The following is a 26,291-nucleotide window of genomic DNA, read 5'->3' as shown; positions in this document are numbered from 1 at the left end:
AGAAAAACGCCGATCAACATAGTACTTAAGACAAAAACCCCTGATTTCCACAGAAATCAGGAGTCTATGTCATTCATGCAACAAAAGTGGGTGATATTGCTTATGCGTTAGTCAACCCACTGCTCAGCCCAGTCTTGAATTTGATTCATAACAGGCTGGAGCGCTCTACCTTTATCCGTCAGTTCATATTCAATACGAACTGGCGTCTCGGGATAGACGTGACGAACCAGAATACCTTCACTCTCCAGATCTTTCATCCGTTCGGATAACATCTTATCACTCATGGATGGAATCAGATTGGAGATATCCTTGAATCGCTTCGAACCACTCATCAATGTTTGAATAATTAAACCATTCCAGCGCTTGCCCAAAAAAGAAAACGCCGTCTCAAAACGCGGACACATCCGCAAGTCTTGACCTTCCACATTAATCACCTCTTTAGAGATCACTCAAATCAACTTACATTTTGTTAGTATATTTCATAATAACATATTTAAGCTTCAAAGAAAACGCCTGCAACTAAAAAGTTTAAATTTTAGAAGCATATCATCCAAAATGGATCATACATCCCAGTATACATTACACGCTACGTCGTCACCATGGGAAATATCGTATAACTTCCCCATAGTACTATCTTACCCAAAAAGAACCCAGCTGCCACAGTCATCAATGACTCGGAGAAGGGTTCTTTTTGAATAAAACTTATAATTTCCATTACACGATTGAGTTAGTGAATTAGACCAGCACGCCACCAAATGGTCTTACAGGTTCGCTCTTGCCAAATTCCGGCTTAAAGCTGCGGGCAGGATATGCCCATTTCACAGCATTGCTGATCACTCTTAATATTTCAGGTTTGTAATAGGTCGGATACGTCTCATGACCTGGTCGGAAATAAAAGATTTTACCTTCACCACGCCGGAACGTACATCCGCTCCGGAATACTTCCCCACCCTGGAAGTTGCTCACAAACACCAGTTCATCCGGTACTGGAATATCGAAGAATTCACCGTACATCTCTTCTTTTTCCAATACAATCTTGCCTTCGATGCCATCCGCAATCGGATGAGATGGGTTAACACACCATACAATTTCCTGCTCGTCAGCTACACGCCACTTCAGATCGCAGCTTGTTCCCATCAGCGCTTTGAATGGTTTGGAGAAATGACCTGAATGGAGCACAATCATTCCCATCCCGTTCAGCACTCGCTGCGCAACCTTCTGTGAGATCTCATCGCTTACGCGATCATGTGCCATATGTCCCCACCATATGAGCACATCTGTGGAATTCAGCACTTCATCACTTAATCCATGTTCAGGCTGATCAAGTGTAGCTGTACGAATAGCAAAGCCTTCGCCGCCAAGTCCGTCAGCCAGTGCTCGATGCAGACCATCCGGGTAGACTTCCCTTACTTCATCGTGAATTTTCTCATGGACAAATTCATTCCAAATGGTGACGTTGATCATATTCAATTTCCCCCTAGTGTAGCTCTAAACCCACCACATGTCGCCCAGCGGTTCTTCGATCAATACTTGCTGGAGATTTTGCACGGCTTTAGAGAATCCTTCTTCAACCGACATCAGACCGTCTTCGTGCTCAATACTTACTACATAATCATATCCGACTAGACGCAAGGCACTCATAATATCTGCCCAAGTCTTGTTATCATGTCCATAACCGACCGAGCGGAACTGCCAAGCCCGATCCAGCATATTGGTATAGTCCTGCATATCCGTTACACCGTGTTTGTTCACGTTTACCGGATCAATCGTTGTATCTTTTGCATGGAAGTGATGGATAGCTCCTTCACGTCCCAAGATGTGAATTGCCTGAACCGGATCAATACCTTGCCACCACATGTGACTTGGGTCCAGATTGGCTCCGATCACTTCACCTGCTGCTTCACGCAGTCTCAGCAAGGTTGCTGGTGTATGAACGGAGAATCCACCGTGCAGCTCCAATCCAACTTTTACGTTACGATCTGCTGCAAATTTACCCCACTCTGTCCAGTAAGGGATCACTTTGTTCTCCCACTGCCACTTCAGGATCTCCTGGAAGTCATTTGGCCATGGTGCAACAGGCCAGTTCGGATATTTGGCATCCTCATGGTCTCCCGGACAACCGGAGAATGTATTCACTACAGGTACTTCCAGCTTCTCAGCCAGTTCTACCGATTTAACAAAATCATCGTGAAATCCTTTGGCAATATCCTTTTGCGGATGTAGCGGGTTACCGTGACAGCTAAGTGCACTGATCGTCAAACCACGTGATTCCACTGCATTTTTGAAGTTTTTCAAGGCTGTAGGATTGCTTAACAACTCATCTGGCTTACAATGTGCATTGCCTGGATGTCCGCCTGTTCCGATCTCTACTGCTTTTAATCCCTTGGATGCTACATAATCAAGAGCATCCTCCAATTTACGTCCTCCGAATAGTACCAAAAATACGCCGAGTTTCAAGTGCGATTCCTCCCTGGATTAGATATCGTATGATTGCTGAATTCATGAATATTGAACTGTATACAATTACCGTTCAGATCACATGCCTGTTTGATTAGTGTGGAAAATCGAGAGTGTTTCTATCCTGAAATTGAACGTAAGAATACTGGTTATTCTTCACCACTTGTAAGAGCATCAAGCTTCGAACACTTTTACTCAGACTAGTGGGATTCCACGGTTTCAATCTCAGTTTGAACTGTGCGAGTTACTGCAAAAGAATCATAGCTGCTCTCCAGATGTATGTGCTTGCCTTCAAGTGAAGAACGCTGGAATGAGTGCATGGCTTCCAGTACGTGATAAGCAAGCTTGCCACTGGCTTTGTGTTCCCGTCCGGCACGAATGGATTCAACCATTTCGGTTACGCCGATGCCTCGTTCGTTTTGTCCACTTTCGAAGACTGGTTTGACCGTCTCCCAAGTGTCTTGACCGTATCTGCGAACCTTCACTTCCCCGTTAAAATAATTGGGGTCCGGTACACTAAGCGTACCTTCTGTACCATAGATTTCAATACGTGGCAGATCCGAAGCTCCGCGAATATCGAAACTGGTAATCATGGTTGCAATGGCACCTTCTGCAAAATCAATGGTTCCTGCCAAGTGGGTAGGCGTCTCTACTTGCAGTGCTGTACCTTCCTTTGGCCCAGAGCCAATCTTGCGATCTGCAATCTGTATGCCTGCCGAGGCGCTGATTCTGCGTATCGGTCCAAGCAGCGTAATCAGAGCGGTCAGGTAGTAAGGTCCCATATCAAACATCGGTCCGCCACCTGCAACATAAAAGAACTCCGGATTAGGATGCCAAGCTTCTGGTCCTCCACCCATGAAGAATGAAGTCGCTGCAACCGGCTTGCCAATCAGCCCATCCTCAATGGCTTTACGAGCTGTCTGTATGCCTGAACCAAGGAAGGTATCCGGTGCAGAACCAACATACAATCCCTTTTCCTCAGCCAACTCAACAACTTTGCGACCATCCTCAAGAGAAATTGCCAGCGGCTTCTCGGCATACACATGTTTGCCTGCTTCGAGTGCAGCCAGATCGGTCATGGCATGACTGCCAGGAACCGTAAGGTTCAACACAAGTTCAATTTCGTTATTTTGCAGCAACTCATCTACATTGTAAACGTTTGCGATATTAAATTCATCTGCCCGTTCCTGAGCGCGTTCACGAATCAAATCCGCAACAGCCACGACTTCAATGACCGGGTTGTTTTTGAGATTTTCCAAGTAGATGGCGCTGATGTTACCACACCCGATGATGCCTGCTTTCATTTTCTCCACTGTGACGTTCATCTCCTTACGCATGGTGAAAATCTGCGTTTGAATGGTTGAGATACATATGTTTTGTTGGATGTTTCCTGTTCCTTAAATCTAATACTATGGTATTCCGTTTCAGCTTCAATTAAAATGAATAATATGATTGAAACATGAACTATCTGGTCATAATTTTCAAATTGCAAGGAGTATGCCCATGCCGACAGATCAATCCTGCCAAGTTCTTACAGCAGGCTTTTCATTTCATCGTAAACCCTACGCTATGGTGCAGCCTGAAGGTGTGAAGAACTACCTGTTAAGACTGCAAACAGACGGACGTTGCCGTGCACGCATAGACGGGGACATGTCCCTGGTGGATGCGGGCGATCTGCTTCTTTTTGATCCTGATGAACCCTATGAGCTGAGAATAGACAATGAAACCAATCCGATGGGAGAACGACTGGTGGAGAGTGGTGACTATCACATCTTCTTTAATGGTTCCTGGGTGGATGAGTGGTGGAAACGTCACAAAAGGCCAACCCGGATCAAAGTCGAACTGACGGAAAGTCTTTTGGTCCTGTTTCGACAGCTCGTACTGGAACAGCGCCGCATCTCCAATCCTTATCCGGAAATTTCAAGTTATTATATGCGAATTTTATGTCTCGAAGTGGATCGTCTGCTCGCGGAGCATCCAACGATAACCAACACCAATTATGTGGCTTATGAGATCAAAAACTACATTGAAGAAAACGCTTCCTCTTTATTCAAGCTCGATGATGTGGCAACACATATTGGCATCAGTGTTTCACGGGGTGTTCATCTCTTCAAAGAAGCGTTTGGCAAAAGCATCATGCAATACACGCTTGACGTACGGCTGAATATGGCCAGGGAACGAATTATTTTCAGTCCAATGACCCTGGAGCAAGTGTCTGAGTCTTCCGGCTTTAACAACTATACCTATTTTCATCGGGTATTCCGTTCCCGGTTTGGCATGTCTCCGAAGGAATTCCGCGTCATTCACCGGGAACAGATGTAATCATATCAGTATACGTAAGTTGAACTTATTTGCGCGCGGCTATGGCCTCGGATACAACCATCGCCAGATCTTCATTGCCAAACATGGACAACACGCCAAGTACCGTATCATCCGGGATTTCACCGGCTTCCTCCTTGGATACAATCAGCTTCTGCACCTGCTGCAAACGCTCGTTGCTCTGCTGATCCGGGTAGGCTTGCCGGTACATCTCTTCCGGGTCCAAACCATTATTGACACACCACTGGGCAAATACGAGGATCATCATCTCTTCTTCCTGTTTATAGGTTTCTACAACAGCTTCCTCGATCTGTTTATTACGTTCCTTTTCATATTCATCCATGACTTGATTCCTCCGTATGTGTATTCTGCAATTATTTGCGAATCAATTGTTCCGCCAGTTCATGACTGTCCATGACGTGACTTGCACTGATCAGGCAATCATCAGGTGAGTCCAGACAAGCCAGGAAATTATCAACTGCTCCGCTAAAACCTCTGCGTGTTAACACGGTGTCCCAGCTCCCGAACGTTTCTTTGGTTTCCAGACTCCCTTGTTCCATGCAGCTGATCGTGTCCATGTTCACCACTTCAACAGATCGTCCACCACCATGCAATTCGATCTTCTCCAGATCTGCCCCAGCTTCACGCACCATATCGAATCGACCGTAGGCTGTTCTGCCCAGCTTGGCCGTTCCGGTTGCATGCAGCAGTCTGTCCAGATCATTCTTCCGAATCCATTGATGAAGCAACTCCACATTATGATCCGAGTACCACAACATCAGATCCAGTATATGGATGAGATCATCATAGATGGTTTCTGCCGCAGGACGATCCTGAATGCCTGTACGATGTTTGGTCACTGTCAAGGATTCAAAACCTTTTCCACCCTGCATCCATTCTTTCGCTTTTTGGTACATCGGTGCGAATCTACGGTTGAAGCCTACTGCGAGTAGCAGCCCTTGTGCCTCGGCAAAAGCAGTCATCTCTTCCGACTCCCGAATCGTATAGGATAACGGTTTGTCTACGTACACGGCTAATCCCTGTTCCAGACATTGCATGACAATGTCAAAGTGCGCTTCCGTTGCTGTATGTACAAACACCGCATCCAAGTCCCAGGACAACAGTTCTTTCAGATCCGTTGTTCCCCGTTCTAATCGATACGCCTCCTGAACGGTTTTGACCGGCTCCGGAGATCGGTTCATAATGCCTACAATCTCCACGTTCGGATGAGCTGTTAACAGCGGCAAATATACTTTACGTGCAATATCGCCGAGGCCGATAATTGCAACTCGTTTACGTTGGGTTGTTTCCATGATGATCATTCCACCTTCAGTTCGGTTCTATATTTCCACGTCCTATAGTGTAACCCTTCGGACAGCAACTTGCCAGTGATTGCAGCACACTTCGCACGAATTGTTCAGACAATGGGCGAACGTGGTAAACTTAGGAGGAACAGCAGTACAGATCGGGACACGACCAGACCTGCCTGATCTGAAAGGAGCGTTTGGGATTTTGCGAAAATGGTTATGGCTTCTGTTATATGTTTTACTTGCAGGAGTCACGTTTATTTACAGATATGAACTGCTGGCCTGGACCGATCTTCATCAGTCCATTCCGCTGTTACTCGCCATGGCAACATTGTTTGCTCTTGTGCCTGTAATTCCTTATAAGTTTGTTATTATCGCCTTTGGTTACAGTTACGGTACCACCACAGCAGCCTGGATATGCTGGCTTGGCACCACACTTGCAGCCATGCTCGTGTATGGCGGAGCAAGAACCATCTTCAGACATCAGGCGAGATCGTACCTCGAACGTATTCGGGGTCTGAACCGTTTTACTACATGGATGGAAGCACATCCGTTCATGGGTGTCATGTCGATGCGACTGTTGCCGATCGTGCCTCAGATGGCCGTTAATATCTACGCAGGTATAACGTACACGCCATTCTGGGTCTTCATGCTTGCCACGGCCATTGGGAAAATGCCAGCGATTTTTGTATTTGCCTATGCAGGTGCACAAGCTGAAACCTCAATCTGGCTGAGCCTGGCCATCCTTGCCGGATATCTGGTGCTCATGGCCATTGTATTGCTCTTATTTCGCTTTCGGTCACGCAACAAAGCCTGAATTCAGAATTCGCAAACCGTTCAGATTCAGCTTGTTTTCATTCCGGCTTGGTTGGCTTGCCAATTCAGGATATAATAGAAGAGCAAGCCTAATGCTTGTGTAACAAGTTTTAATAAAACGGTAGATTGCTGGAGCTCGAACACGAGCGCTAAATCTTCATCAGAAATGGAGTGACTATAGCATGGAACAACATTCAAGTGAGTTAGCAACTTTTGCAGGCGGATGCTTCTGGTGTATGGTATCCCCCTTTGAAGAACTGCCCGGTATTCATAAGATCGTATCGGGTTATACAGGAGGACATACCGAGAATCCAACATATGAAGAGGTCTGCTCGGAGACAACAGGACATGTAGAGGCTGTGCAAATTACGTTTGACCCTGCCATCTTCCCTTATAAGAAACTGGTTGAACTGTTCTGGCAGCAGATTGATCCTACGGATACAGGCGGGCAATTCCATGACCGTGGATCTTCCTATCAGACGGCCATCTTCTATCACAGCGAAGAACAGCGCCAGATTGCGGAAGCTTCCAAAGCGGAGCTGGGACAAAGCGGACGTTTTGATAAACCAATCTTCACTCCGATTTTGCCAGCCAAACCGTTCTATGAAGCGGAAGAACATCACCAAAATTATCACCGGAAGAACCCTGCCCATTACAAACGCTACAGCAAAGGTTCTGGACGTGTAGATTTCATCGAACGCAACTGGACCGGTAACGTGGATAAAGACGGGCTGAAAGAGCGTTTGACGCCGCTTCAATATGAAGTTACGCAGAATAGCGCGACCGAGCCTGCATTCCATAACGAATTCTGGGATCACCACGGTGATGGTATCTATGTGGACATCGTATCTGGCGAGCCATTGTTCAGTTCTACCGACAAATACGACTCCGGCTGCGGCTGGCCGAGCTTCACACGTCCATTGCGTGACCACAACGTGAAGGAAAAAACTGATCTCAGCCACTTCATGATTCGTACCGAAGTGAGAAGTCGTGAGGGCGATTCCCATCTGGGTCACCTGTTCAACGATGGTCCTGCCGAAGCAGGTGGAATGCGTTATTGCATCAACTCTGCGGCACTTCGTTTTGTACCCAAAGAAGACTTGCAAAAAGAAGGATACGGTGAGTACGCCGTCCTCTTCCAATAAGTTATAATACAAATACAAAAAGAGCAGTGGGATGATCCCGCTGCTTTTTTGTTATACATTTTTGTTTTTAATAGACGAACTATTGTTGCACGAGAATGCATTGATTAGGTTTGGCTCGAAGAGATTTCCGAATTCAATTGACTGGCAGGAGCCGTCTGATCATTACGAAATTGAATTCGCATCGCTGGAACGATACCCAGGATCATCACGGTAACCGAAATTGCGTAGACGATAAAAATGGATGTGCTGTTCATCAGTACACCTGCCATGGAAGATCCAAGAAGCATACTTCCTATGAATAAAGGTGTGATGGTGCCATTCACTCTCCCGATCAAATGCTCATCGATCCGAGTGACCAAGTACGTGGAGATGATGACGTTGATGAATGCCATACTGATTGAGCTTAAGAAGCTGATCAAAAGGGTCAGCCAGAACCAACTGGATAACACTTCCCCCATCGTGGCTACAGCCAGACACAGCACACCTACAAGCAGAGTTAAGGTCTGGTTCAGCTTAGCACTTACAGCAGCCGCAATACCTCCTCCAATCAATAAACCTATTCCGGACGCTCCAGAGAGGAACTGTAACGACGTTGCTTCAAGTCCCAGACGTTCAGTGATTAGAAATATTCCAAGTGGACTGATGAGACCCGCTGAAAGCCCTATACAGATGAATACCAGACTAAGCATTTTTAACGAGCGAGATCGAGCAACATATTGCCAGCCCTCTCTGATATCCGCTAATAATGAGGTACTTGTTACCCGCTGAGTGGCGTCTTTAGGCAGAAATGTGAGTAGAAGCGCAGAGATCAGGAATAGAATGAGTAATGCGTACATGGATGCCTGAATTCCCATTGCAGTGTATATAAACGTTCCGACGATTGGTCCGAGAATTAAAAACAACGATTGACCACTCTGGGTAATAGCAATTGCAGATTGCAAATGTTCTCCCTTTACATTTCGCCTCACAATCTTTAGAGAGGATGGTTGAGAAAACTGGCTAACGATAGAGGATACAAACGTGGCTACGTATAGAATCTGCCAATACCCAGAAGATAAAACGCCAATAATCATGACAATAGACAACGCACTCAGAATATCCCCCAGTATCATCGTACGTTTGGGATTCCAGCGATCAGCAAGTGCACCGCCTATGATGGAGAAAACAAAAATCGGGGCATATTCAAGTACGGTAATCAGCGAGACAGCTATTGGACTTCCTTGAGTTCGATCCATTACATAATAGAGGATTGCCATATTCCGGATCCATATCGCCAGATTTTGCAGCAGATCAGACCCTGTCACGATTAAAAAAGCTTTATTCCTGAACAATGTGTTCATTCGCCATCTCCTCTTTTAAACCGACTGTCCGGTTTATTAATATTTAAAAAGAAAAACTGACGTTACATCAGCTTTTCATGGTTAACGTTGTTGAATTCCTGCCAGTAGACCGGCCATGCCTTTGTGGTAAATACGACGAATATCCGTCAGGTCCTTCTCATAATAGAGTGTAGTCAATCCGCTAAACAGACCGTAGATAATGTGCATTACATCCTGTGGGTCATCCGGTTTTAACTCTCCATCTTCCATTCCTTTAGTAATAATGGACTCATATGTCGCATACGGAATACGGATCAGGGAAAGCATCTCATCAAGCATCTCCTGACTGACGACCTGACCCGAGACAAACTCGTTAATGGCGTGATTCAGCGGGTTAGCCAAATCATCCACGTAATGGTCAGCAAGTCCGTACAATTTGTCTATGGCAGTCTTATACCCGGATTCTTTGTCCAGCCAAGCATCCATCCAATCTTCATTGTTAAGCTTGATTAGATACATGAATAACTCTTCTTTGCTTTTGAAATGATAATAGATGCTGCCTTTACTCCGATTGTTAATCGTACATATGTCTTCCATGGAAGTTGCACTATATCCCTTTTGGGCAAACAGTTCCTTGGTATTACGTGCAATGTCTTTCTTTATCTGGGTAACATCTTTTCTTCGTTTAACTTCGATTGGAAAAACCTCCATAAATTAAACCGACTATTCGGTCTAATAGTATCACAGCACAAATACCCCGTCAATTCAATTTGCTCAGGCACCCTCTCATTTGCTGTTTCAAAAGGATGTACAAGAGAGTGCCTGGCTACAATTCAGGAAAGAAGTCGTCACATCATACTTACGATCCAACCGATCCAATACGCAAATGGAATTAATAACAACTGTGCCAACAGTGTACCGAATAAACGGGATACGAGCATGCAACCATAAATCTGATTCATGCGATCCAAACGGATCTCGCCACGTAATGATTTGTCACTGAGCAGGGAAATCCGTGGATCAATCAGGATGGTTAGCAAAATAGTCGCTATTCCGTTAATTAACCCGGTTGATTGGGATGCAGCTACAGCCTGCCCTGGGTAAAGGTACGCTGCGTATAAGCTGGACAGGACACCTGTGGTATAGATTGCGGTTACCGCTACATTAAGCAGCATTAACCGTCTTGGCATCCCATGTTGTACCAATCGTTTGGCCATCTTCCAGGATGGCGGGGTGATGTAATACGTTGCATTTCTAATCTTGCTTCGCTTCAGCATACCGCGAACCATCGCAGGGATGGAACCGGCTGCTTCAAAATGTACAACCATTCTTGATGAGAGCTTCACCATGGTTGGAAAACACAATATGGCTAATGCCGTTCCAATTGTTGCCGCACCCATTAACCAGTGCAGCTGCGCCGCAAAGTGTGGATTGGTTCCACGTGTTGCAGTATCCACTAGATTACCTACCATCGGACCCTGGGCCATATTCGAGGTTCGAGAAACCAACAACAAGATCCCTGCCAATGAAATGGCCAACGCGATTCTGCGTGTGCGTAATCCACCGAGGCGGAGCGCGTATGACAAGCTGTCTGCGGCATGAATCAGCATAGTGAACAGCATAGGGATTGCCAGACTAAGACTAAACATATGTATGTACTCCTTTATATTCCTGTTATTGAACTTATTTCTTTCATGGACAGCATTATACTCCTCTGGCTTGCAAAAGTATAGGAACGAGATCCTTTTATATAAGTTGAACTAAAGAATGTTTACACTGGGACACTCCGATGACAGAACAACCTTCCGATCGCTGTTATCCCCAGATTTTTTGATTCCTTTTAGAAATGGGTAAATCCGGGGATAAAGGCGAACACTTCGTTTCTTCAGGTTTTTTCTGTCCTCTCCGTTTCGTGTGAATGTTTATTTCAATTTATATAGATCATCGGTAAATGCACTTACGACCTCTGCTGTTCATCGTTTATCCCTCCCCTCACAGGGTAATATACAACTAATCCATCATTGTATAGGAGGGGTTTATATGCCTTGGAACAAACACGACTATCCGGTATCCATGAAGAACCTGGAACCACGTGTCAGAAACAAAGCAATTGAAATCGCGAATGCTCTGCTTGATGACGGGTATGAGGAAGGGCGCTCGATTGCCATAGCGACAGCTAAGGCAGAAGAATGGGATGAGAACCATCCCGCACCGGAAAGTTCGAAATCGGACTCCACATCTTCTTCCGATAACTCCAACTCTAAAAAGTCGTCTTCCACGGATCGTCGTCATTCCGAGCCCGTCTCTTCGTCCAAAAGTCATGACAACATCCATGTCGTGCCTACTGACTCCGGTTGGGCGATCAAAGAAGAAGGAAAGTCTACCTATCTGTCCACATTTGATACTAAGGCAGAAGCTGTAGATAAGGCCAAAGAACTGAGTAGCAAACAAAATATTCGAGCGATTATCCATAATCAGGATGGTCAGATTGCTTCTTCGATCAAACCCTGAATGAATCGGAAAACAACAAAATCCCTTTTGCTGCTGAAGAGCAATCAAAAGGGATTTTGTATGAACTTTAACTATCAAGACCTGAATATGATGCATACAGGTTATGGTTGTTCTGAAACGTATGGTTAATTGGATACCCCTCTAGCCACCGTAGTCCGTTGTGAAATAGCAGCAGCGTTAACTGCCTTGGCTGCAGCCGATGGCATCGGCAATTTCACAGCCGAAGTTGTAACCACGGTTCCGCGAGCCGGAACACTAACGACGTACGTGATGACTTTGCTGGCAATCCATACGGCCAGAATCGTATATAAAGTTTCTTTTACCGGAAGAAAGAAAAGCGACAATCCCAATACAAAAGCATCGCTGACAAAGAAAACTGTTCCCAGCTTCCATCCCTTCCAGCGGCTAACCAGCACGGCGAGAATATCGTCTCCACCTGTCGCTCCACCGAATCGAAGCACGATCCCAGCGCCTACCCCTGTCAATATACCGGATAGAACTGCCGGAATCCACAGATTTCCGTTAAACGACAATACCAGTGTGGAGTATCGTTCAAAGCCGTCATAGAATAGGGAAAATGCACCGACGCCAAGCAATGCCTGAATCATGAATTTCCAGCCTTTAAGGAACCAAGCCAGGATCATGACCGGAATGTCCAGTAACAACATACCGATAGCAGGTGATAAGCCTGTTGCGTATTTTCCGAGCAGGGCCAGACCAACAAATCCGCCCTCCGATAAATGATTCTGAAAGTTAATGTGATAATAAGCAAAAGCTAAAATAAATGTACCGAGTAGCATAATGACGAATTTGATCGCCTCTTTTTTAACGTGTTGTAAGGTTAACGATGTTCTCTTCATTCAGGTTCCCTCGCAGTTTGTAGGTTGGTTTTTTATACCGACCGTACCCTGCAAAAGGTAAGCCTGGAAGAAATCATCGTGTACGTCCTTCGAATATTCATTCCAATCCCCTCTTTCGCAGAGTCAGCCGTTTTTTTGAACCGGTTGGTGTACTCTACAAGGGGCGCTATGTGTATGAGAGATCGTAACGTTTCCAGATCGTCCTTGGGGAGATTGTCCTTCGGGAACTCATGGTATCCTGATCCTTTCTGTTCTGTTGTGGTTAGCTGTGCTCAGTTAAACTGAAAAATAACTACAATGCATAAGCTTGAACATTTAATTGTACACTTACACTTGGATTACAGTACCCTCTTTTGATCGCGGTTATCCCCGGATTTTTGGAATTCCATTTTCCCTCTGGGGAAAATCCGGTGATCGCTTATGCTTCCGAAGCTGCTTTCATTCAAAAAGCTTTCAGGCGAACGCTTCGCTTCTACAGATGGGTTCTGCACTCTTCGTTCCTGTGTAAATTGTAAATCCAACTTACAGCAGTTGCAAGTTCATTCAGTTTAAACACCAAAGCTAACTTGCTTGTTCTTCTATTATATAACACCAACGTGACCGGGTCTAAACAGTAGACCCCTCAAAAACAGGCATAAAGCAGCCTTTGGACTGCTCCAGCAGTCATACGGCAACACCAGGATAAGCAATGCTTGCTAATGGTGCAACCTGCTCCTTTATTCTATGACCAAAGCTTCCAAAAATAACTGTCAGTCACCCAACTGTGACAAATTGGGGCCTTTTTTTATTTTCTTGCGCTTTTTAAAGGAATCATTTTCCTTTCACACATACACTATAGCAAACGTAATCGGCTTATTCTTTGTCCAGTTCAGACGTTTCCAGACTTACTCTGCTTTTTATGGTATAATATAACAATTGAATCCCACTACCGTTTAAGCGAGGCGGATTGATGAAAACGTTAAAGCCAAGAGTCTTTATTGGCTGCTCGCTGGAAGCGAAGCCGATTGCAGCCGCAGTACACGAAAACTTACGTTTTTCAGCCGAAGTTACCCCTTGGTATTCCGGGGTTTTTAATCCAAGCAGCTATACCATGGACGATCTGGAAGTAGAGGTCCGTACGACTGACTTTGCCATTTTTATTTTTCATCCGGATGATATATCCAAAATTCGCGGGAAGTACTACGCGTCGGTCCGGGATAATACAATGCTGGAAATGGGTCTGTTTATGGGTCGTCTGGGACGAAAACGTATTTTTTTCATTCTTCCTGAGGATATTACAGACATTAAGGACACAACCAAGGTCGAAGGATTGCGTATGCCCACAGATCTGCTGGGGTTAAATCCACTCGTATATGAAATCCGTTCTGACGGAAAGTGGGCACCAGCCGTGTCCGTGGCATGTTCCAAAATCGCAGACAGTATTGAGGAACAAGGACGCTGGAGTGATCCAGAATTGGAGAACATCATTGAGGAGCATAAACGCACTGAGGGAGAAGCAAGGTTACAACTGCTTAAGTTGCTGCGGTTCTTTAGGGAATTGCTGCGTACCCGCAAAGCAGATGCCAAGATGCTGGAGCGAATGAGCGATGCCTTGCGTACTGCCTTTGTCTCTCATCCTCCATTCGCTGTACGTGGCACAGCCATATACCGTACAGATGACAGTGGTTACATTGAGCAATTATGTGGTAATGTTGGAGAACCGGGGAGAAAGTATGACTTGTCCGCTAACGACGACAAACAACCGGATGATCCCAAGCGCATTCTGGTGATTGATTCTTACCGGGAGAATAAAATCAAGATCAACCTGTATGATGATTACCTTGAGAAAGAGTATCTGCTATGCTATCCTGTAGCCAAGAGGTATGTAATCACCGTTCACATTATTGGACATATTGAAGCGGATGAGGCGGTATTTCAGCAGATTGACCTACAGAATCGTCAACTGTTCAACGCCATCAACGATTTGTTAGGAGGCGAACCGGAATGAAACCGGAAACGAAAAAAATAAGCAAGCGCTGGGGCAACGAAAAAAAGGTACGCCTCAGTTCTGCGCCCGAATCATCACGACCGGTTCCGGAACCCAAGGAAGAAGATCGTTTCCACAAGCCGGCCGTACCGCTAACTACCATTGGGCCCTCCCTGAAGGGCAAGGAAAGACCTTATAAGGTCATCCTTGAAAAAGAGGCGTTCTACGAAAAGCCTCAATATCTTGCTTAATTTCTGAACACATCATCAAACCTGCCGCTGAATCGGCAGTATTCCATAGGCCCCGCCGCCCAAGGCAGGGGCTTTTTTGTTGCTCATTTTCGCTAAAATAAAACTGCTTCTACTCGTTGACCTGGTGCCATTGTGTTAAGGCAAGACATCCTTAAATCATGATCGCAATTCATTGCTTGTAATTACTTCTGTAGCAGACTGCATTGCATAAGGTTTATTTGGTTTATGGCCTTAGGTTTCCTGCAAAACCCATAAATTATACCTTATTTTGGAGCAGGCTTGTCCCTAAATCCCTAGCCTCACTCACTATCTGTACCTCTAGGAAAATGCGATAATGTGTGCTTCCAATATTTCTCGGTTGTATTGTGTATCTCCATTACATATATTGATTATAATATAGGAACACATGTTCTGTAAATATAAAATTCCAATTAAAGGTTAAGGAAGTGAACATATGACATCCTCAACTTCCGCCCCATCCCCTGCGGATGAAGACCATCGTCTGATTAAAGGTCTGGTTGTTCGCACGCTTTTGCTGGATGTACTTGAACGAGATATTCGCACACTGGATACGCTGCTACTAAAGATGCCCCAAGTCTACATTCTGTCGCTGACCCGCATTCAGAACAATGTGCTCAAGGAGATGTTGACCCTTCGTAAACAGATGAGAACCCGCGGTGTCAAAGTACTGGAAGAGAAACGGGAAGCCGAGGGTATCGAAACTCTGTATATGTGCAGAGGGTATTGGCAACGGTTCTATATGCTGTGGACATTCGCACGCAATGAAGTCAAAAAAGAACTCAGTCGGCATCTGCAGATGGACTTGGCGCAGACCTGATACAACTCTAACAATATTGAACCCATCCCCAGCAAAACAAGTTGACCACGGAAGGTTACGTTCATTAAGATGGAGAAGAGATATCCAACCATTCCAATAAGGCATGAATTGATTTCAACCGGATATACTCTCAACGTCTTATCAATCAAGGAGTTGTACTTCATGGATTTGAATACACATTCGATTAAACAAACACCCGCACATACAGGCATTGCCGCAGATGTAACAGAACTGATCGGCCAGACACCTGCCGTTAAACTGAACAGACTCACAGGCAGCGACTCCGCTGACGTATACGTGAAACTGGAATACTTTAACCCGAGTGGCAGCGTCAAAGACCGTGCCGCATACAATCTGATCGTTCAAGCTGAACTTGCGGGACACTTGCTCCCTGGTGCTACCATTATTGAACCGACGAGCGGCAATACCGGTATTGGTCTTGCGATGAATGCCGCCGCCAAAGGATATAAATCCATTCTGATCATGCCGGACAATATGTCCAAGGAGCGTATCAACATTCTGAAAGCCTACGGCGCAGATGTGGTGCTCACCCCTGCTGCGGAGCGGATGCCTGGTGCAATTCGCAAAGCGAAAGAACTTCAAGCAGACATTCCAGGAAGTTTCATTCCGCAGCAATTCGAAAATCAGGCGAACCCGGACATTCACCGGATCACGACAGCTCCCGAGATTATGCAGCAGATGGAAGGCAAGCTGGATGCCTTCATCGCTACGGCGGGAACAGGCGGAACCATTACCGGAACCGGGGAAGAACTGCGCAAGCAGTTACCCGATATCCGCATCTATGCGGTGGAGCCCAAAGGTTCTCCGGTGTTGTCCGGTGGCGAGCCCGGACCACACAAGCTCGTCGGTACAAGTCCGGGGTTCATTCCGGACATCCTGAATACCGACGTGTGGGATGCCATCATCCAGGTGTCCGATGAGGACGCACTGGATACGATGCGGCAGCTTGCTGCCCGGGAAGGGCTGTTGCTCGGCCCTTCCTCTGGCGCTTCGGTGTGGGCCTCCCTTCGCATTGCGAAGGAACTGGGGCCGGGGCACCGGGTGCTCTGCATTGCGCCGGATACCGGGGAACGGTATCTGAGCATGGGTATTTTTTAACACAGCATAAATCTGTACACATCAAAAAGGGGCTTCCATCTCCCATAAGTCATGAGCATGACAGAGGCCCTCCCTTATTAGCGCTCATTGGTCATTGGTTCTAATGAACCTGACACACGCTATTCGCTCCTATTTGCGCAGGTCTGACGTGTAACGAATCACAGCGACGTTATTTCTCCAAATTCGGTCGATTTACAAGCTTAAAAGCCCTTTTCGTACGGGATAACGTTACTGAGATTCGTTAGAATTTACATCTCTTCATTATCACCCTAATAAGGTGCGGTAGGTTCGTTAGAATGTTGGAGCGATTGGTAGCGAGGAGCGAGGGAAAACCCCTCGAAAAAAAGGGAAGAGAAGTACATTGAAGGAACCATCAAAACAAAAAAAGCCCTTGCTCACTTACGGATGGTTAATCCGCAGAGAACAAGAACTTATTTTGGTAAGAAACTTTATCATCGAAAATAAAACAAGAATATTTAACGTAAGCTGGTTAGTGTGTCAGGGTTGTCCATTCCACACCTTCAGGAAGCAGAGCCGCAATGCGGTCTTTGGCTTCCTTTTTGGTATACAGCGATTCATCGAGAATGACCGCAGAACCGGAATCCGTGCTTGTCCGAATCAGACGTCCGAGACCTTGCTTCACACGTAAGAGCATATACGGAAGATCGATCTCTTCGTATGGTGCTGCCGACGCACTGCGTTTTGCATTGAAGACAGGGTCCTGTGGTGGATACGGAAGCGACCAGATCATGACATTGGATAATGACGGACCTGGAACGTCCAGTCCTTCCCACAGATTAACGGAGCACAACACACTCTCCTCATCCTGCTGGAATGCCGCGATCAGATCACTGATCTCCCGGTCGCCCTCATACATAAAGCGCAAACCTTCTGCTTCAGATACATGAACGATGTCCTGCTTGAACGCACGTAGCTCTTCCATCGTTCGGAACAGAACCAGCGCACGTCCTCCACTCTCCTGAAGTAACGACACCGCATCACGCATGCGATTTTCGTTCTCCGGGTGACCCGGTATAGCTTCATCGGTAATTTTCATCTTCATTTTGTCCGCATAATCATACGGGGAAGCCACTGAGAATGATACAAAATCATCAATGCCCAGGCTGTCCGCCACATAACGGAATGAACTGTCCACAGATAACGTCGCAGAGGAGAACACGATTGGAATACCTGTGTTGAACACACGCTCGTTCAGCATTTCCTTCACGGTGCGCGGCATGATCGATAAGGTCGTCTCATCCTCGCTCTCTTCCGCCCAACAGATGTAACCATCTTCCTTGCGGAACAAGGCAAGCGCAGACTGAATCATATCGAGATGTTCTTCCACGACACGCATCTGGTAACCATCCAGCGAGAACAATCCGCTCTCAAATACCAGTTCTTCGCCGATTGCATCCAGCACACTCGTCAGACGTTCAATCTCACGTAGCAGTGGCGGCTCTACCCGAACTTCTTTCCGTTCCGAACCAGGGATCGCGACCGTATACGTATCCAGCAACGCAAACAGTCGCTCACTGCTCTCAATCGCTTCATCTACACACTCGGCGAGGGATTCACGAATCTCTCCTTCTAACAGGCGAGTGACGAGTTCCTCAAAGATGCGGTGTTTCAGCTTGTAGCTCAGTGCGTTCAGGGCTGCTTCTTCCAGCAAATGTCCTTCATCAAATACAACTGAGCTGTGATCAGGCAGCAGTGGTAATTGTCCCTCGCGTTTGCGCGCATCATACGTCCACACATGCTCCATGTAATAATCATGGGAACAGATGATGATGTCTTTGGAACGACGGTAATGGTCACGTGACAGCGTGAGGCCGCAACGTTGACGTTTTGGACAAACAAAACAATCCTGGAACGGGTCCCAGTTGATTTTGTTCCACTGACGATCATTCAGATGTGGATACTGTTTGCGGTCACCATACGGATGGAAGGCCTGAAGTGTACCCGGCGTGTTCACAAAATCCGGCAGACTCTCATGCACTTCTTCAATAACAGGCGCATCTTCATCCGCAAATCGCATCGCACTTAGTTTGTTCAGACAGACGTATTGATCCGGTGATTTGCCCAGACGTGCGTCCACTTCCAAGTCCAGATGTGCAGCCAGCTTCGCAATATCTCCACCGGGCTTCACAAGCTGTTCAATCAAGGACTCATCGGCACAGGCGATCACCGCCGGTTTGCCCGTATAACGTGCATAACAGACCGCGTAGAGCAGATAGACTAACGTCTTGCCTGTTCCGACACCGGCCTCCGCCATAATGGTCTTTTTATCTCCATAGGCCCGTTCGAGCTGGTACGCCATAAAAATCTGTTCATCCCGTACCTCGAAGCCGAACTCTGGCAAAATATCGTAAAAAACATCGGCAACCCATTCCCCAAGACGGGATACAAAAGGTTCAGCCGGATCATATGCAAAAGGATAACGTTGTGTAGACAATCCTAGGTCAGCCTCCATTCTTAGACGCGGTCCTCTTTCATTTTCCGTTCAAAAAAGGCCGCAGGGCAAAAGTTAATTATCTCACGCGATGAAGCGGGTGACAAGCTTTTTTTACGAGATTATTTGCGAGGTTTAATGTATAGAACCAATTTTCAGGGAAAATATATACAGGAATCCACTTTAAGGAAAGGCGGTGCTCCACTCCATGAATCATCAGTCTTCACAATCAGAGCATTCCTCAGACAAAGACCCTGAGACATTAACGGATCGACAAGGTCATCCCATTACGGACAATCAGAATGTACGAACCGTTGGCAGCCGGGGACCGACTACGCTGGAGAACTATCATTTTCTCGAAAAAATTACTCACTTCGACCGTGAATGTATTCCGGAACGTGTGGTCCATGCCCGTGGTGCTGGTGCTCATGGCGTATTTGAAGCGTATGGAACGGCCGGGGATGAACCGGTATCGAAGTACACACGTGCACGTCTATTTCAGGAAAAAGGCAAACTAACGCCCGTGTTCGTTCGCTTCTCTACCGTTATACATGGTGGACATTCACCGGAGACCCTGCGGGACCCGCGCGGATTTGCTGTAAAATTCTATACCGAAGATGGCAACTGGGATCTGGTGGGTAACAATCTGAAAATCTTTTTCATTCGTGACCCGCTCAAATTCCCGGATATGGTACACGCCTTCAAGCCAGACCCGTTGACCAATGCACAGGATATGGAGCGGTTTTTCGACTTTGTATCGCTAAGTCCTGAAGCTACCCATATGGTGACATTCCTCTTCTCTCCATGGGGCATTCCAGCGAATTATCGGCAGATGCAAGGGTCGGGTGTTAATACATACAAATGGATCAATCAGGAAGGCACGGGCGTACTCATCAAATACCACTGGGAACCGCTCAATCAAGGGATACGCAACCTGCTGCAAAAAGACGCGAGCGAGATTCAAGGACAGAACTTCAATCATGCGACATTGGACCTGTATCACGCTATTGAAAAAGGGGAGTATCCCGAATGGGAGCTGTGCGTTCAAGTGATGGAGGACGGCGAGCATCCGGAGTTGGATTTTGACCCGCTGGACCCAACCAAGTTGTGGCCGCAGGAGCAGTTTCCTTTTCTACCTGTTGGCAAAATGACGCTGAATCGTAATCCCGAGGATTATTTCAATGAAGTGGAGCAAGCAGCGTTTGGCACAGGTGTATTGGTAGACGGGCTGGATTTCTCAGATGACAAGTTGCTGCAGGGACGCACCTTCTCTTATTCAGATACCCAGCGTCACCGGGTGGGTGCAAACTACCTGCAATTGCCTGTAAATGCACCGAAAAATCGGGTAGCCACGAATCAAAGCGGCGGGCAGATGCAGTATCAAGTGGATCGTGCGCCGGGTCAGAATCCACATGTAAATTACGAACCTTCGTCGCTTGGTGGCTTAAAGGAAGCAGCCCCACGTGGCAAGGAACATGAACCACTGGTGGAAGGCCGACTTGTTCGTGAGAAGATTGAGCGTACCAATGACTTTGGACAAGCGGGTGATACGTACCGGGCATTCGAGGATTGGGAGCGAGATGAGTTGATCAGCAACATGGTCGGCGCGTTGGCACAATGCAAACCAGATATTCGGGAGCGCATGATCTCTTATTTCACCCAAGCCGATGCAGATTACGGTCGTCGCGTCTCTGAAGGGTTGGCCTCTGTACCAACCGATGATAGTACAACGGTCCAACCGAAACATGAACCAAGTGTCGAGCAAGCAGAGAAACGCAGTCGTGAGACGGACGGATATTAAAATAGCTGGACAGCGTTTAGACTGATAAGTCTGACACTGTTAGTACATTCTAGTATGTTGAGTAAGCAGATTACGTTCTGAATTAAACATAGCCCTGATCGTCAAGTTGCCAGTTGCAGCTGCTATCAGGGCTTTTTCATGACTAGCTGGAGTGTAATCTCCACTTCAGGATGTAGGCTGCTATTTATTTTAGGTTGAATGAAGTTCATAGGAGTGGATCATAAGTAAAACTGGTACTCTGAGGATGGAAAAGCGTACTTCTCTACGTTCATTTCAGATGATTCTTCGTTAAATGAGAGCTATCACCCAATGGAAAGATTACATAATTCACGTGATATTACAGGCATTGGAAGCTTGCAGGCCTGACCTGCCTGCATGTACCTCCATCTGATCAGATGATTATTGATGATAACGCTTACAACATTTACCATAAAGCTGTGTCCTAGAGATTACACCTAACCAGCCGGCATGATCTATCTCATAGGTAACGGTCTGCTACACGGCTACCACATGCTCTTCATTCTATTCCCAATTAACCAAGGAGGTTTACGTAATGAAATTATTCCCATCCACATCCACTCATGTATCTGCACGATCTGCACGTTCTCTGAAGGAACGCTCCCTCAAATCCAAAATGGCCCATATCTGTCTGAGCGCCGCGTTCCCTCTATTATTAATTGGTGGTGGATCGGCCGGTGCTGAGGAACTGATCGAGAGCAGCTTGCAAAATCCCTCTGAATCGGTGGCGACTTCGAATATCGCACTTGCTGCGGGTGATCTCTATGTCGCGCCTAACGGCTCAGCCAGCAATCCGGGCACCCTCAACAGTCCAACGTCACTGGCTAACGCATTGACCCAGATCGCCCCAGGCAAGACCATCTATCTGCGCGGCGGCAACTACAGCTTCTCTCAGACCATTACCATTGAACGTGGCAACAGCGGCACATCGGGGCAACGCAAAAACCTGGTGGCGTATGGATCGGAAAAACCGGTCTTTGATTTCTCCGCTCAAGCCTTCGCCTCCACCAATCGTGGACTGCAAATGTTCGGAGACTACTGGTTCGTCAAAGGGCTTGAGGTGAAGGGTGCGGGCGATAACGGCATCTTCATCGGAGGCAGTTACAACCGTCTGGAGCAGATCGAAGCTCATCACAACCGGGATACGGGTATTCAAATGGGACGTTATGCTTCCACAGCCGCCAAGAGTGAATGGCCTGCATATAATGAAGTGATTCGTTCCTACTCCCACAACAACTATGACCCGGATGACGGCGAGGATGCAGACGGTTTTGCGGCCAAACTGACCGTTGGCCCAGGTAATGTCTTCGACGGTTGTATTGCGGCCTATAACGTGGACGATGGCTGGGATCTGTATAGCAAAACGGACACAGGTGCCATCGGCGCGGTTACGATCCGCAACAGCATCGCCTACGCGAACGGTGCAACAGCAGACGGTACTTCTACCTCCAACAGTGATGGAAACGGCTTCAAGCTCGGCGGCGAGAAGATTGCAGTGAATCATATCGTTGAGAACAGCATTGCGTTTAACAATAAAAAGCACGGCTTCACCTACAACAGCAATCCCGGTTCGATCCAGATGAAAAATAACACCTCCTGGAACAATGGGCAAAGCAACTTTGCCTTTGATGTAGGCACCCACATCTTCACCAACAACCTGTCCTTCCAAGGCGGCGCCAGTGACAAAACAAGCGGAACCGACGTCAGTAGCACCAACGTCTGGTGGAAGAACAAAAAAAGTGAGAACGCCAAAGGCCTGCTCGCCAGCGCAGCCGACTTTGTCTCCCTCGTACCTTCGGTAACACGTAGCGCGGACGGAACGCCTGTCCTGGGCAATTTCCTCAAGCTTGCGGGTGGTAGTGATCTGATTGGCTCGGGTACGCCATCTGGTAAAAATATTGGGGCGCGGTAGGTGGTGATAGTACGATAAAAGAGTAATTTAAAAGCAAAATCCCCTTCCCCACTCCGCCTAAGCGGTGGTAATGGAGAAGGGGATTTTTGAATTGCTGTGTATTGTATGCTGGCTTCTAAGTTGATAGATACTCACGCTCACGTTTTGCCTAATACCTCAATGATGAGTCTGCCGCCTGTGCGAAAACCCTGTTCAAACGCTGCTTCCACATACATAGATGTGGATTGTCCGATTAAGTCGATCAGTTGCTCCAAAGTATCGTATTCGTTCTCGGTAAGCTGTGTTTTGTAGTCCTGCATCAGGTCCGATATCTGGCGATTGATCTCCTCATACTCGGCCTGCTCAGGATGAATCGACTCGTCCAAACGCAGGTTCCCGTGAAATAAATCTTCGATCAGGTTTGACATGTTATCCTTCACCTCAGGAAGATTGTACATCAGGGGATGAGGTGAGATGTGAATTTAGCGGGAAATGCGCTAGTATTTTATTGAGTCAAAATTAAAGTTAAACCATGCCTCAAACACCAAATGAAGCTTATCTTGCTATAGTCGCATATATAGCAACTATGAATGAGGCGAGTGGGACATTTCAACGGCTATATTGATTAAGTTGGCTGACTATCATCAGACCAGTACAGATTATCTTTTGAATCGGACGGATGTAATAATGCCTTAACCATCAAAGTGGTTCGGCTCGAGTTTTACATACCAGAGGCCATGTCCTTTCATACTGGAAGAAAATCCAAAAAAGTACCTTATTAATGAATGCATCTTTCAAATTTTTTATAGGTGTTCGTCCGTAAGGATCATTAGCTATAAGATCGAACTTTTATAAATGATTGTCGGCGTATCGATCCTCTTATACTAGCCAGACTATTTTTCGCCAACACTAGAATGTGGATTCTTAATGTATTGCCAAGGGACAAGCCGATTTGTTCCCTCTTCTCTCCTGAACCAAATTGTCGCAGGGTCAACAGGTACGATATCAATCACATCATTACAGGGCTCGTTTAGAACTACTTCACCAGCACAAGCCCCACGTACCATAATCATCATCCGCTGAATTGTATCAAGCTTATCTAACGACCTTCCATGCTGATAACCAGGTGAAGGAAGTGGAGAATCCAGTAAGTTCTTGATTGCATCCAAAGCCCTCTGCCCATTCTTATCGTCACTACCATTCTGCTTCTTTGCTGTAAATGTAAGCGGTGTGCCACCCATGCGCAGAAAGTTGTAGAGCGCATGCGAAATATCAGGATGAACAGATACAAGAATCTCAAGTAGTTCCTCTGCTGTGTGATTATGTAGTTTGGTCAGATCAATATTATGAGCACTCTGGTACTTTTTCGGGAGCCAATTGAATATATCCCATCCGTTTGACGATCTTGGCGATGTCATCCTGCCAAAACCCATCATCTGACGTTTTACTGCGGCCGGAAGAACTGAATTCGCAAATGAAAAAATGGCTTTATGATACCATTTCAAAGTTTCACCTCCAGACATAAAAATAGAAGGCAGGAAAAGTTTCCTTACCTTCTACATTTCTACATACTTCTATGGATTTATAATATCATCGAGTTACTATAGTGTTACTACGGATTTAATCAGCAATCCTCATACATTTATCACCTTCCCCAACAGGTACTTGCAATGGATTAAAAAGCAATCGAAGCTTTACAATGCTACCCGCAAGGTCAATCGAAATTGGCACCTGAACAAAAGCGAAGATCTCATCTGTATGTGTCGAGCTGTTTCCCTCGAAGTTAATGGCCGTAGCCGGAATGATCTTCTGATAGCTTTTAACGGACACTTCCCTCACCTCCAATCAATAAATACAATTATTTGCGTTGACAACTCTTGGTATTAACTATATAAAACAGATATAGTTGTTCGTTTTACTCGATTCCCGATAACGGTTCTAAGAACCGACCTATGGTTAGGCTCCAAGCAACACTAAAGAAAATTGGGGGAATCGGTATGAATATAATTAAAGCAATTAAGTTCAAAGGTTTTGATGTCAGAGTCCCTTTCTTTTCTTTTAAGTTTGAAATCCAAAATCCTGTTGCTTGGAAGTCGGGTAAAGCGAATAACTAACCATCCTTAACAGGTCTTTTTTTACAACTCATCCTGCTGAAGCTTGATATCCAATTCGATGAGTCGTTCCAGATCCTGAACAGTCTGCATCTTTATATTTCCAGCCTGCAGGTCTTTCACCCACTGGGCAATGGCTGCCTTCGTCAACCCGGGGGTTATAACCTGCTGCATTTATTAGATCGGTTGGCACGATTCTGATGTTCATCTCATTACCTCCAAATAAAAAGCCACCCTAATAGGATGGCATGGAAAGTGGTTAAGTTATTTTTTTGTAACGTGTTAGAAAGCCGCTTGAGGCAAGAAGCCCCATTCTATGTTGGTCATTCCCAAGAGCACGATATATTACCGTTAATTCTTCGTTCGAGGTATCAACATTCAATAAATCTCGTAATAATTTCTTCTGTTCCTCTTTTAGATCATATTCATTTATGAAAGTTAAAATATAATAAAACAAATTAAGATAGGTTTCTAACGTTCTTTCTTTTACCCACACTCCTAGCCCTACTTCCGACAAATGACCCAATGCGTCAGATCCTTTTATCCATCCACTTCCTGCTGAGACGGTTATTCCCTCAATCCTCTTATTCTTTGTTCTAATCAAATCGTTCACTACACTCATGGCTGTTTGGAGATTCGATAAATTCTTCTGTCCCTCCAATTGATCAGCAGATCGAGCAGTTTCTATAGTTTGCATCTCAATAGCTTTTCTTTGGAGCGCAAGCTCTTCTGTTTGCATTTGTATAGCTTCTCTCTGAAGGGAGAGTTCCTCTGTCTGCATTTTGATGGCTGATACTTGTATTTTCATTTCATCTGTTTGCATATCTATGGACTTACTTTGTGTCTGCAGTTCTTGCCTTTGAACGGAGATAGTATAAATTAATCCGGCAAATGCAAAACCTGAGAACAACGCATTGACAGCTCCAAACATATCCCCGAATGTTCCACGATCATCATGACCTACCCATTTATAAATTGCTACCGCTGAACCAGCCCATATCAAAAAAATCCCTAAAGCAATTATTGCAATATACTTCTTCTTCATCTAACCACTCCCACTCTATCTCTGATACAACATATTCCAGTATCAGACAATAAGTGAGGTTGGTC

The 26,291-nt window shown here is 46.0% G+C and carries 26 protein-coding genes; 10 read left to right on the top strand and 16 right to left on the bottom strand.

The features are described 5' to 3' along the window. Positions 1-107: 107 nt before the first annotated feature. The 4 genes from AC1DE7_RS20825 to AC1DE7_RS20810 all read right to left on the bottom strand — a co-directional run bounded on the left by AC1DE7_RS20825 (position 108) and on the right by AC1DE7_RS20810 (position 3,770). A complete protein-coding gene (locus tag AC1DE7_RS20825; protein WP_074096966.1) occupies positions 108-404 on the bottom strand; it encodes a winged helix-turn-helix transcriptional regulator in 297 nt (98 codons plus the stop codon). 331 nt (positions 405-735) lie between these two features. Next, positions 736-1,464 (bottom strand): ThuA domain-containing protein, encoded by a 729-nt coding sequence (locus AC1DE7_RS20820; RefSeq protein WP_017687549.1) that lies wholly within the window; start codon positions 1,462-1,464, stop codon positions 736-738. A 24-nt stretch (positions 1,465-1,488) separates the two neighbouring features. Then, positions 1,489-2,457: a sugar phosphate isomerase/epimerase family protein gene (locus AC1DE7_RS20815; RefSeq protein WP_017687548.1), complete on the bottom strand. Its 969-nt coding sequence runs from the start codon at positions 2,455-2,457 to the stop codon at positions 1,489-1,491. A gap of 200 nt (positions 2,458-2,657) precedes the next feature. Continuing rightward, positions 2,658-3,770 (bottom strand): Gfo/Idh/MocA family protein, encoded by a 1,113-nt coding sequence (locus AC1DE7_RS20810; protein ID WP_036614448.1) that lies wholly within the window; start codon positions 3,768-3,770, stop codon positions 2,658-2,660. Positions 3,771-3,960: 190 nt separating this feature from the next. Here AC1DE7_RS20810 and AC1DE7_RS20805 point away from each other — a divergent pair, with 190 nt between their 5' ends. After that, positions 3,961-4,779, top strand: a complete 819-nt coding sequence (locus AC1DE7_RS20805) for an AraC family transcriptional regulator (protein ID WP_017687546.1) — start codon at positions 3,961-3,963, stop codon at positions 4,777-4,779. A 25-nt stretch (positions 4,780-4,804) separates the two neighbouring features. Here AC1DE7_RS20805 and AC1DE7_RS20800 read toward each other — a convergent pair whose 3' ends face one another. Next, a complete protein-coding gene (locus AC1DE7_RS20800; protein ID WP_036674958.1) occupies positions 4,805-5,119 on the bottom strand; it encodes a hypothetical protein in 315 nt (104 codons plus the stop codon). Between the two features lie 31 nt (positions 5,120-5,150). Beyond that, on the bottom strand, positions 5,151-6,089 hold the full coding sequence (locus AC1DE7_RS20795; protein ID WP_405157529.1) for a Gfo/Idh/MocA family protein: 939 nt from the start codon (positions 6,087-6,089) through the stop codon (positions 5,151-5,153). A gap of 121 nt (positions 6,090-6,210) precedes the next feature. On the opposite strand from AC1DE7_RS20795, the gene AC1DE7_RS20790 reads away from it, so the two are divergent. Together AC1DE7_RS20790 and msrA are read left to right on the top strand one after the other, a co-directional pair. Further along, complete coding sequence (locus AC1DE7_RS20790) at positions 6,211-6,900, top strand: TVP38/TMEM64 family protein (RefSeq protein WP_340386735.1); 690 nt, start codon at positions 6,211-6,213, stop codon at positions 6,898-6,900. 181 nt (positions 6,901-7,081) lie between these two features. After that, complete coding sequence (msrA, locus tag AC1DE7_RS20785) at positions 7,082-8,044, top strand: peptide-methionine (S)-S-oxide reductase MsrA (RefSeq protein WP_036614455.1); 963 nt, start codon at positions 7,082-7,084, stop codon at positions 8,042-8,044. A 104-nt stretch (positions 8,045-8,148) separates the two neighbouring features. Here msrA and AC1DE7_RS20780 read toward each other — a convergent pair whose 3' ends face one another. The 3 genes from AC1DE7_RS20780 to AC1DE7_RS20770 form a co-directional block, all read right to left on the bottom strand. After that, the gene (locus tag AC1DE7_RS20780; protein WP_405157530.1) at positions 8,149-9,384 is read right to left on the bottom strand and encodes an MFS transporter; all 1,236 of its coding nucleotides are present in this window, start codon (positions 9,382-9,384) and stop codon (positions 8,149-8,151) included. A gap of 81 nt (positions 9,385-9,465) precedes the next feature. After that, positions 9,466-10,074, bottom strand: a complete 609-nt coding sequence (locus AC1DE7_RS20775; RefSeq protein WP_339186610.1) for a TetR/AcrR family transcriptional regulator — start codon at positions 10,072-10,074, stop codon at positions 9,466-9,468. A 137-nt stretch (positions 10,075-10,211) separates the two neighbouring features. Beyond that, positions 10,212-11,012: a lipid II flippase Amj family protein gene (locus AC1DE7_RS20770; protein WP_036614460.1), complete on the bottom strand. Its 801-nt coding sequence runs from the start codon at positions 11,010-11,012 to the stop codon at positions 10,212-10,214. A gap of 391 nt (positions 11,013-11,403) precedes the next feature. Here AC1DE7_RS20770 and AC1DE7_RS20765 point away from each other — a divergent pair, with 391 nt between their 5' ends. After that, entirely contained in the window at positions 11,404-11,874 is a 471-nt protein-coding gene (locus AC1DE7_RS20765) for a DUF2188 domain-containing protein (protein WP_339283343.1), read from the top strand. A gap of 125 nt (positions 11,875-11,999) precedes the next feature. Here the strand turns inward: AC1DE7_RS20765 and AC1DE7_RS20760 are convergent, their stop codons facing one another. Further along, positions 12,000-12,734 carry a YitT family protein gene (locus AC1DE7_RS20760; RefSeq protein ID WP_477535093.1) on the bottom strand — a complete coding sequence of 245 codons (735 nt, stop codon included), beginning with the start codon at positions 12,732-12,734 and terminating at the stop codon, positions 12,000-12,002. 949 nt (positions 12,735-13,683) lie between these two features. Here AC1DE7_RS20760 and AC1DE7_RS20755 point away from each other — a divergent pair. From AC1DE7_RS20755 to cysK, 4 genes are all read left to right on the top strand, one after another. After that, the gene (locus AC1DE7_RS20755) at positions 13,684-14,721 is read left to right on the top strand and encodes a nucleotide-binding protein (RefSeq protein WP_083677397.1); all 1,038 of its coding nucleotides are present in this window, start codon (positions 13,684-13,686) and stop codon (positions 14,719-14,721) included. Beyond that, positions 14,718-14,951, top strand: a complete 234-nt coding sequence (locus tag AC1DE7_RS20750) for a hypothetical protein (protein WP_091018200.1) — start codon at positions 14,718-14,720, stop codon at positions 14,949-14,951. The genes AC1DE7_RS20755 and AC1DE7_RS20750 overlap by 4 nt, the downstream gene beginning before the upstream one ends. A gap of 454 nt (positions 14,952-15,405) precedes the next feature. Continuing rightward, positions 15,406-15,789, top strand: a complete 384-nt coding sequence (locus AC1DE7_RS20745; RefSeq protein WP_477535092.1) for a YhjD family protein — start codon at positions 15,406-15,408, stop codon at positions 15,787-15,789. 162 nt (positions 15,790-15,951) lie between these two features. Next, positions 15,952-16,908, top strand: a complete 957-nt coding sequence (cysK, locus tag AC1DE7_RS20740) for a cysteine synthase A (RefSeq protein WP_477535091.1) — start codon at positions 15,952-15,954, stop codon at positions 16,906-16,908. Between the two features lie 490 nt (positions 16,909-17,398). Here the strand turns inward: cysK and AC1DE7_RS20735 are convergent, their stop codons facing one another. Then, positions 17,399-19,381, bottom strand: coding sequence for an ATP-dependent DNA helicase (locus tag AC1DE7_RS20735; protein WP_477535090.1), 1,983 nt, complete (start codon positions 19,379-19,381; stop codon positions 17,399-17,401). Positions 19,382-19,568: 187 nt separating this feature from the next. Here AC1DE7_RS20735 and AC1DE7_RS20730 point away from each other — a divergent pair, with 187 nt between their 5' ends. Continuing rightward, entirely contained in the window at positions 19,569-21,161 is a 1,593-nt protein-coding gene (locus AC1DE7_RS20730; protein WP_477535089.1) for a catalase, read from the top strand. A 553-nt stretch (positions 21,162-21,714) separates the two neighbouring features. Beyond that, positions 21,715-23,091 (top strand): right-handed parallel beta-helix repeat-containing protein, encoded by a 1,377-nt coding sequence (locus tag AC1DE7_RS20725; protein ID WP_477535088.1) that lies wholly within the window; start codon positions 21,715-21,717, stop codon positions 23,089-23,091. A gap of 137 nt (positions 23,092-23,228) precedes the next feature. On the opposite strand, the gene AC1DE7_RS20720 is transcribed toward AC1DE7_RS20725, so the two are convergent. The 5 genes from AC1DE7_RS20720 to AC1DE7_RS20700 all read right to left on the bottom strand — a co-directional run bounded on the left by AC1DE7_RS20720 (position 23,229) and on the right by AC1DE7_RS20700 (position 26,226). After that, positions 23,229-23,498 carry a DUF6809 family protein gene (locus AC1DE7_RS20720; protein WP_477535087.1) on the bottom strand — a complete coding sequence of 90 codons (270 nt, stop codon included), beginning with the start codon at positions 23,496-23,498 and terminating at the stop codon, positions 23,229-23,231. Positions 23,499-23,963: 465 nt separating this feature from the next. Beyond that, entirely contained in the window at positions 23,964-24,575 is a 612-nt protein-coding gene (locus AC1DE7_RS20715; protein ID WP_477535086.1) for a hypothetical protein, read from the bottom strand. Between the two features lie 115 nt (positions 24,576-24,690). Further along, positions 24,691-24,900, bottom strand: coding sequence for a hypothetical protein (locus tag AC1DE7_RS20710; protein ID WP_477535085.1), 210 nt, complete (start codon positions 24,898-24,900; stop codon positions 24,691-24,693). Positions 24,901-25,205: 305 nt separating this feature from the next. Then, a complete protein-coding gene (locus tag AC1DE7_RS20705; protein WP_477535084.1) occupies positions 25,206-25,355 on the bottom strand; it encodes a hypothetical protein in 150 nt (49 codons plus the stop codon). 85 nt (positions 25,356-25,440) lie between these two features. Next, positions 25,441-26,226 (bottom strand): hypothetical protein, encoded by a 786-nt coding sequence (locus tag AC1DE7_RS20700; RefSeq protein WP_477535083.1) that lies wholly within the window; start codon positions 26,224-26,226, stop codon positions 25,441-25,443. Positions 26,227-26,291: the final 65 nt, after the last annotated feature.

The organism is Paenibacillus sp. 10L310 (genome assembly GCF_056395745.1).
This window is presented reverse-complemented; position numbering and strand designations above follow the sequence as displayed.

Coding starts and splice junctions, on each gene's coding strand:
- AC1DE7_RS20825 (WP_074096966.1), bottom strand. CDS start 404: ATGTGTCCGCGTTTTGAGACGGCGTTTTCTTTTTTGGGCAAGCGCTGG.
- AC1DE7_RS20820 (WP_017687549.1), bottom strand. CDS start 1,464: ATGATCAACGTCACCATTTGGAATGAATTTGTCCATGAGAAAATTCAC.
- AC1DE7_RS20805 (WP_017687546.1), top strand. CDS start 3,961: ATGCCGACAGATCAATCCTGCCAAGTTCTTACAGCAGGCTTTTCATTT.
- AC1DE7_RS20800 (WP_036674958.1), bottom strand. CDS start 5,119: ATGGATGAATATGAAAAGGAACGTAATAAACAGATCGAGGAAGCTGTT.
- AC1DE7_RS20795 (WP_405157529.1), bottom strand. CDS start 6,089: ATGGAAACAACCCAACGTAAACGAGTTGCAATTATCGGCCTCGGCGAT.
- msrA (WP_036614455.1), top strand. CDS start 7,082: ATGGAACAACATTCAAGTGAGTTAGCAACTTTTGCAGGCGGATGCTTC.
- AC1DE7_RS20780 (WP_405157530.1), bottom strand. CDS start 9,384: ATGAACACATTGTTCAGGAATAAAGCTTTTTTAATCGTGACAGGGTCT.
- AC1DE7_RS20775 (WP_339186610.1), bottom strand. CDS start 10,074: ATGGAGGTTTTTCCAATCGAAGTTAAACGAAGAAAAGATGTTACCCAG.
- AC1DE7_RS20770 (WP_036614460.1), bottom strand. CDS start 11,012: ATGTTTAGTCTTAGTCTGGCAATCCCTATGCTGTTCACTATGCTGATT.
- AC1DE7_RS20765 (WP_339283343.1), top strand. CDS start 11,404: ATGCCTTGGAACAAACACGACTATCCGGTATCCATGAAGAACCTGGAA.
- AC1DE7_RS20760 (WP_477535093.1), bottom strand. CDS start 12,734: ATGAAGAGAACATCGTTAACCTTACAACACGTTAAAAAAGAGGCGATC.
- AC1DE7_RS20755 (WP_083677397.1), top strand. CDS start 13,684: ATGAAAACGTTAAAGCCAAGAGTCTTTATTGGCTGCTCGCTGGAAGCG.
- AC1DE7_RS20750 (WP_091018200.1), top strand. CDS start 14,718: ATGAAACCGGAAACGAAAAAAATAAGCAAGCGCTGGGGCAACGAAAAA.
- AC1DE7_RS20745 (WP_477535092.1), top strand. CDS start 15,406: ATGACATCCTCAACTTCCGCCCCATCCCCTGCGGATGAAGACCATCGT.
- cysK (WP_477535091.1), top strand. CDS start 15,952: ATGGATTTGAATACACATTCGATTAAACAAACACCCGCACATACAGGC.
- AC1DE7_RS20735 (WP_477535090.1), bottom strand. CDS start 19,381: ATGGAGGCTGACCTAGGATTGTCTACACAACGTTATCCTTTTGCATAT.
- AC1DE7_RS20730 (WP_477535089.1), top strand. CDS start 19,569: ATGAATCATCAGTCTTCACAATCAGAGCATTCCTCAGACAAAGACCCT.
- AC1DE7_RS20725 (WP_477535088.1), top strand. CDS start 21,715: ATGAAATTATTCCCATCCACATCCACTCATGTATCTGCACGATCTGCA.
- AC1DE7_RS20720 (WP_477535087.1), bottom strand. CDS start 23,498: ATGTCAAACCTGATCGAAGATTTATTTCACGGGAACCTGCGTTTGGAC.
- AC1DE7_RS20705 (WP_477535084.1), bottom strand. CDS start 25,355: ATGCAGCAGGTTATAACCCCCGGGTTGACGAAGGCAGCCATTGCCCAG.
- AC1DE7_RS20700 (WP_477535083.1), bottom strand. CDS start 26,226: ATGAAGAAGAAGTATATTGCAATAATTGCTTTAGGGATTTTTTTGATA.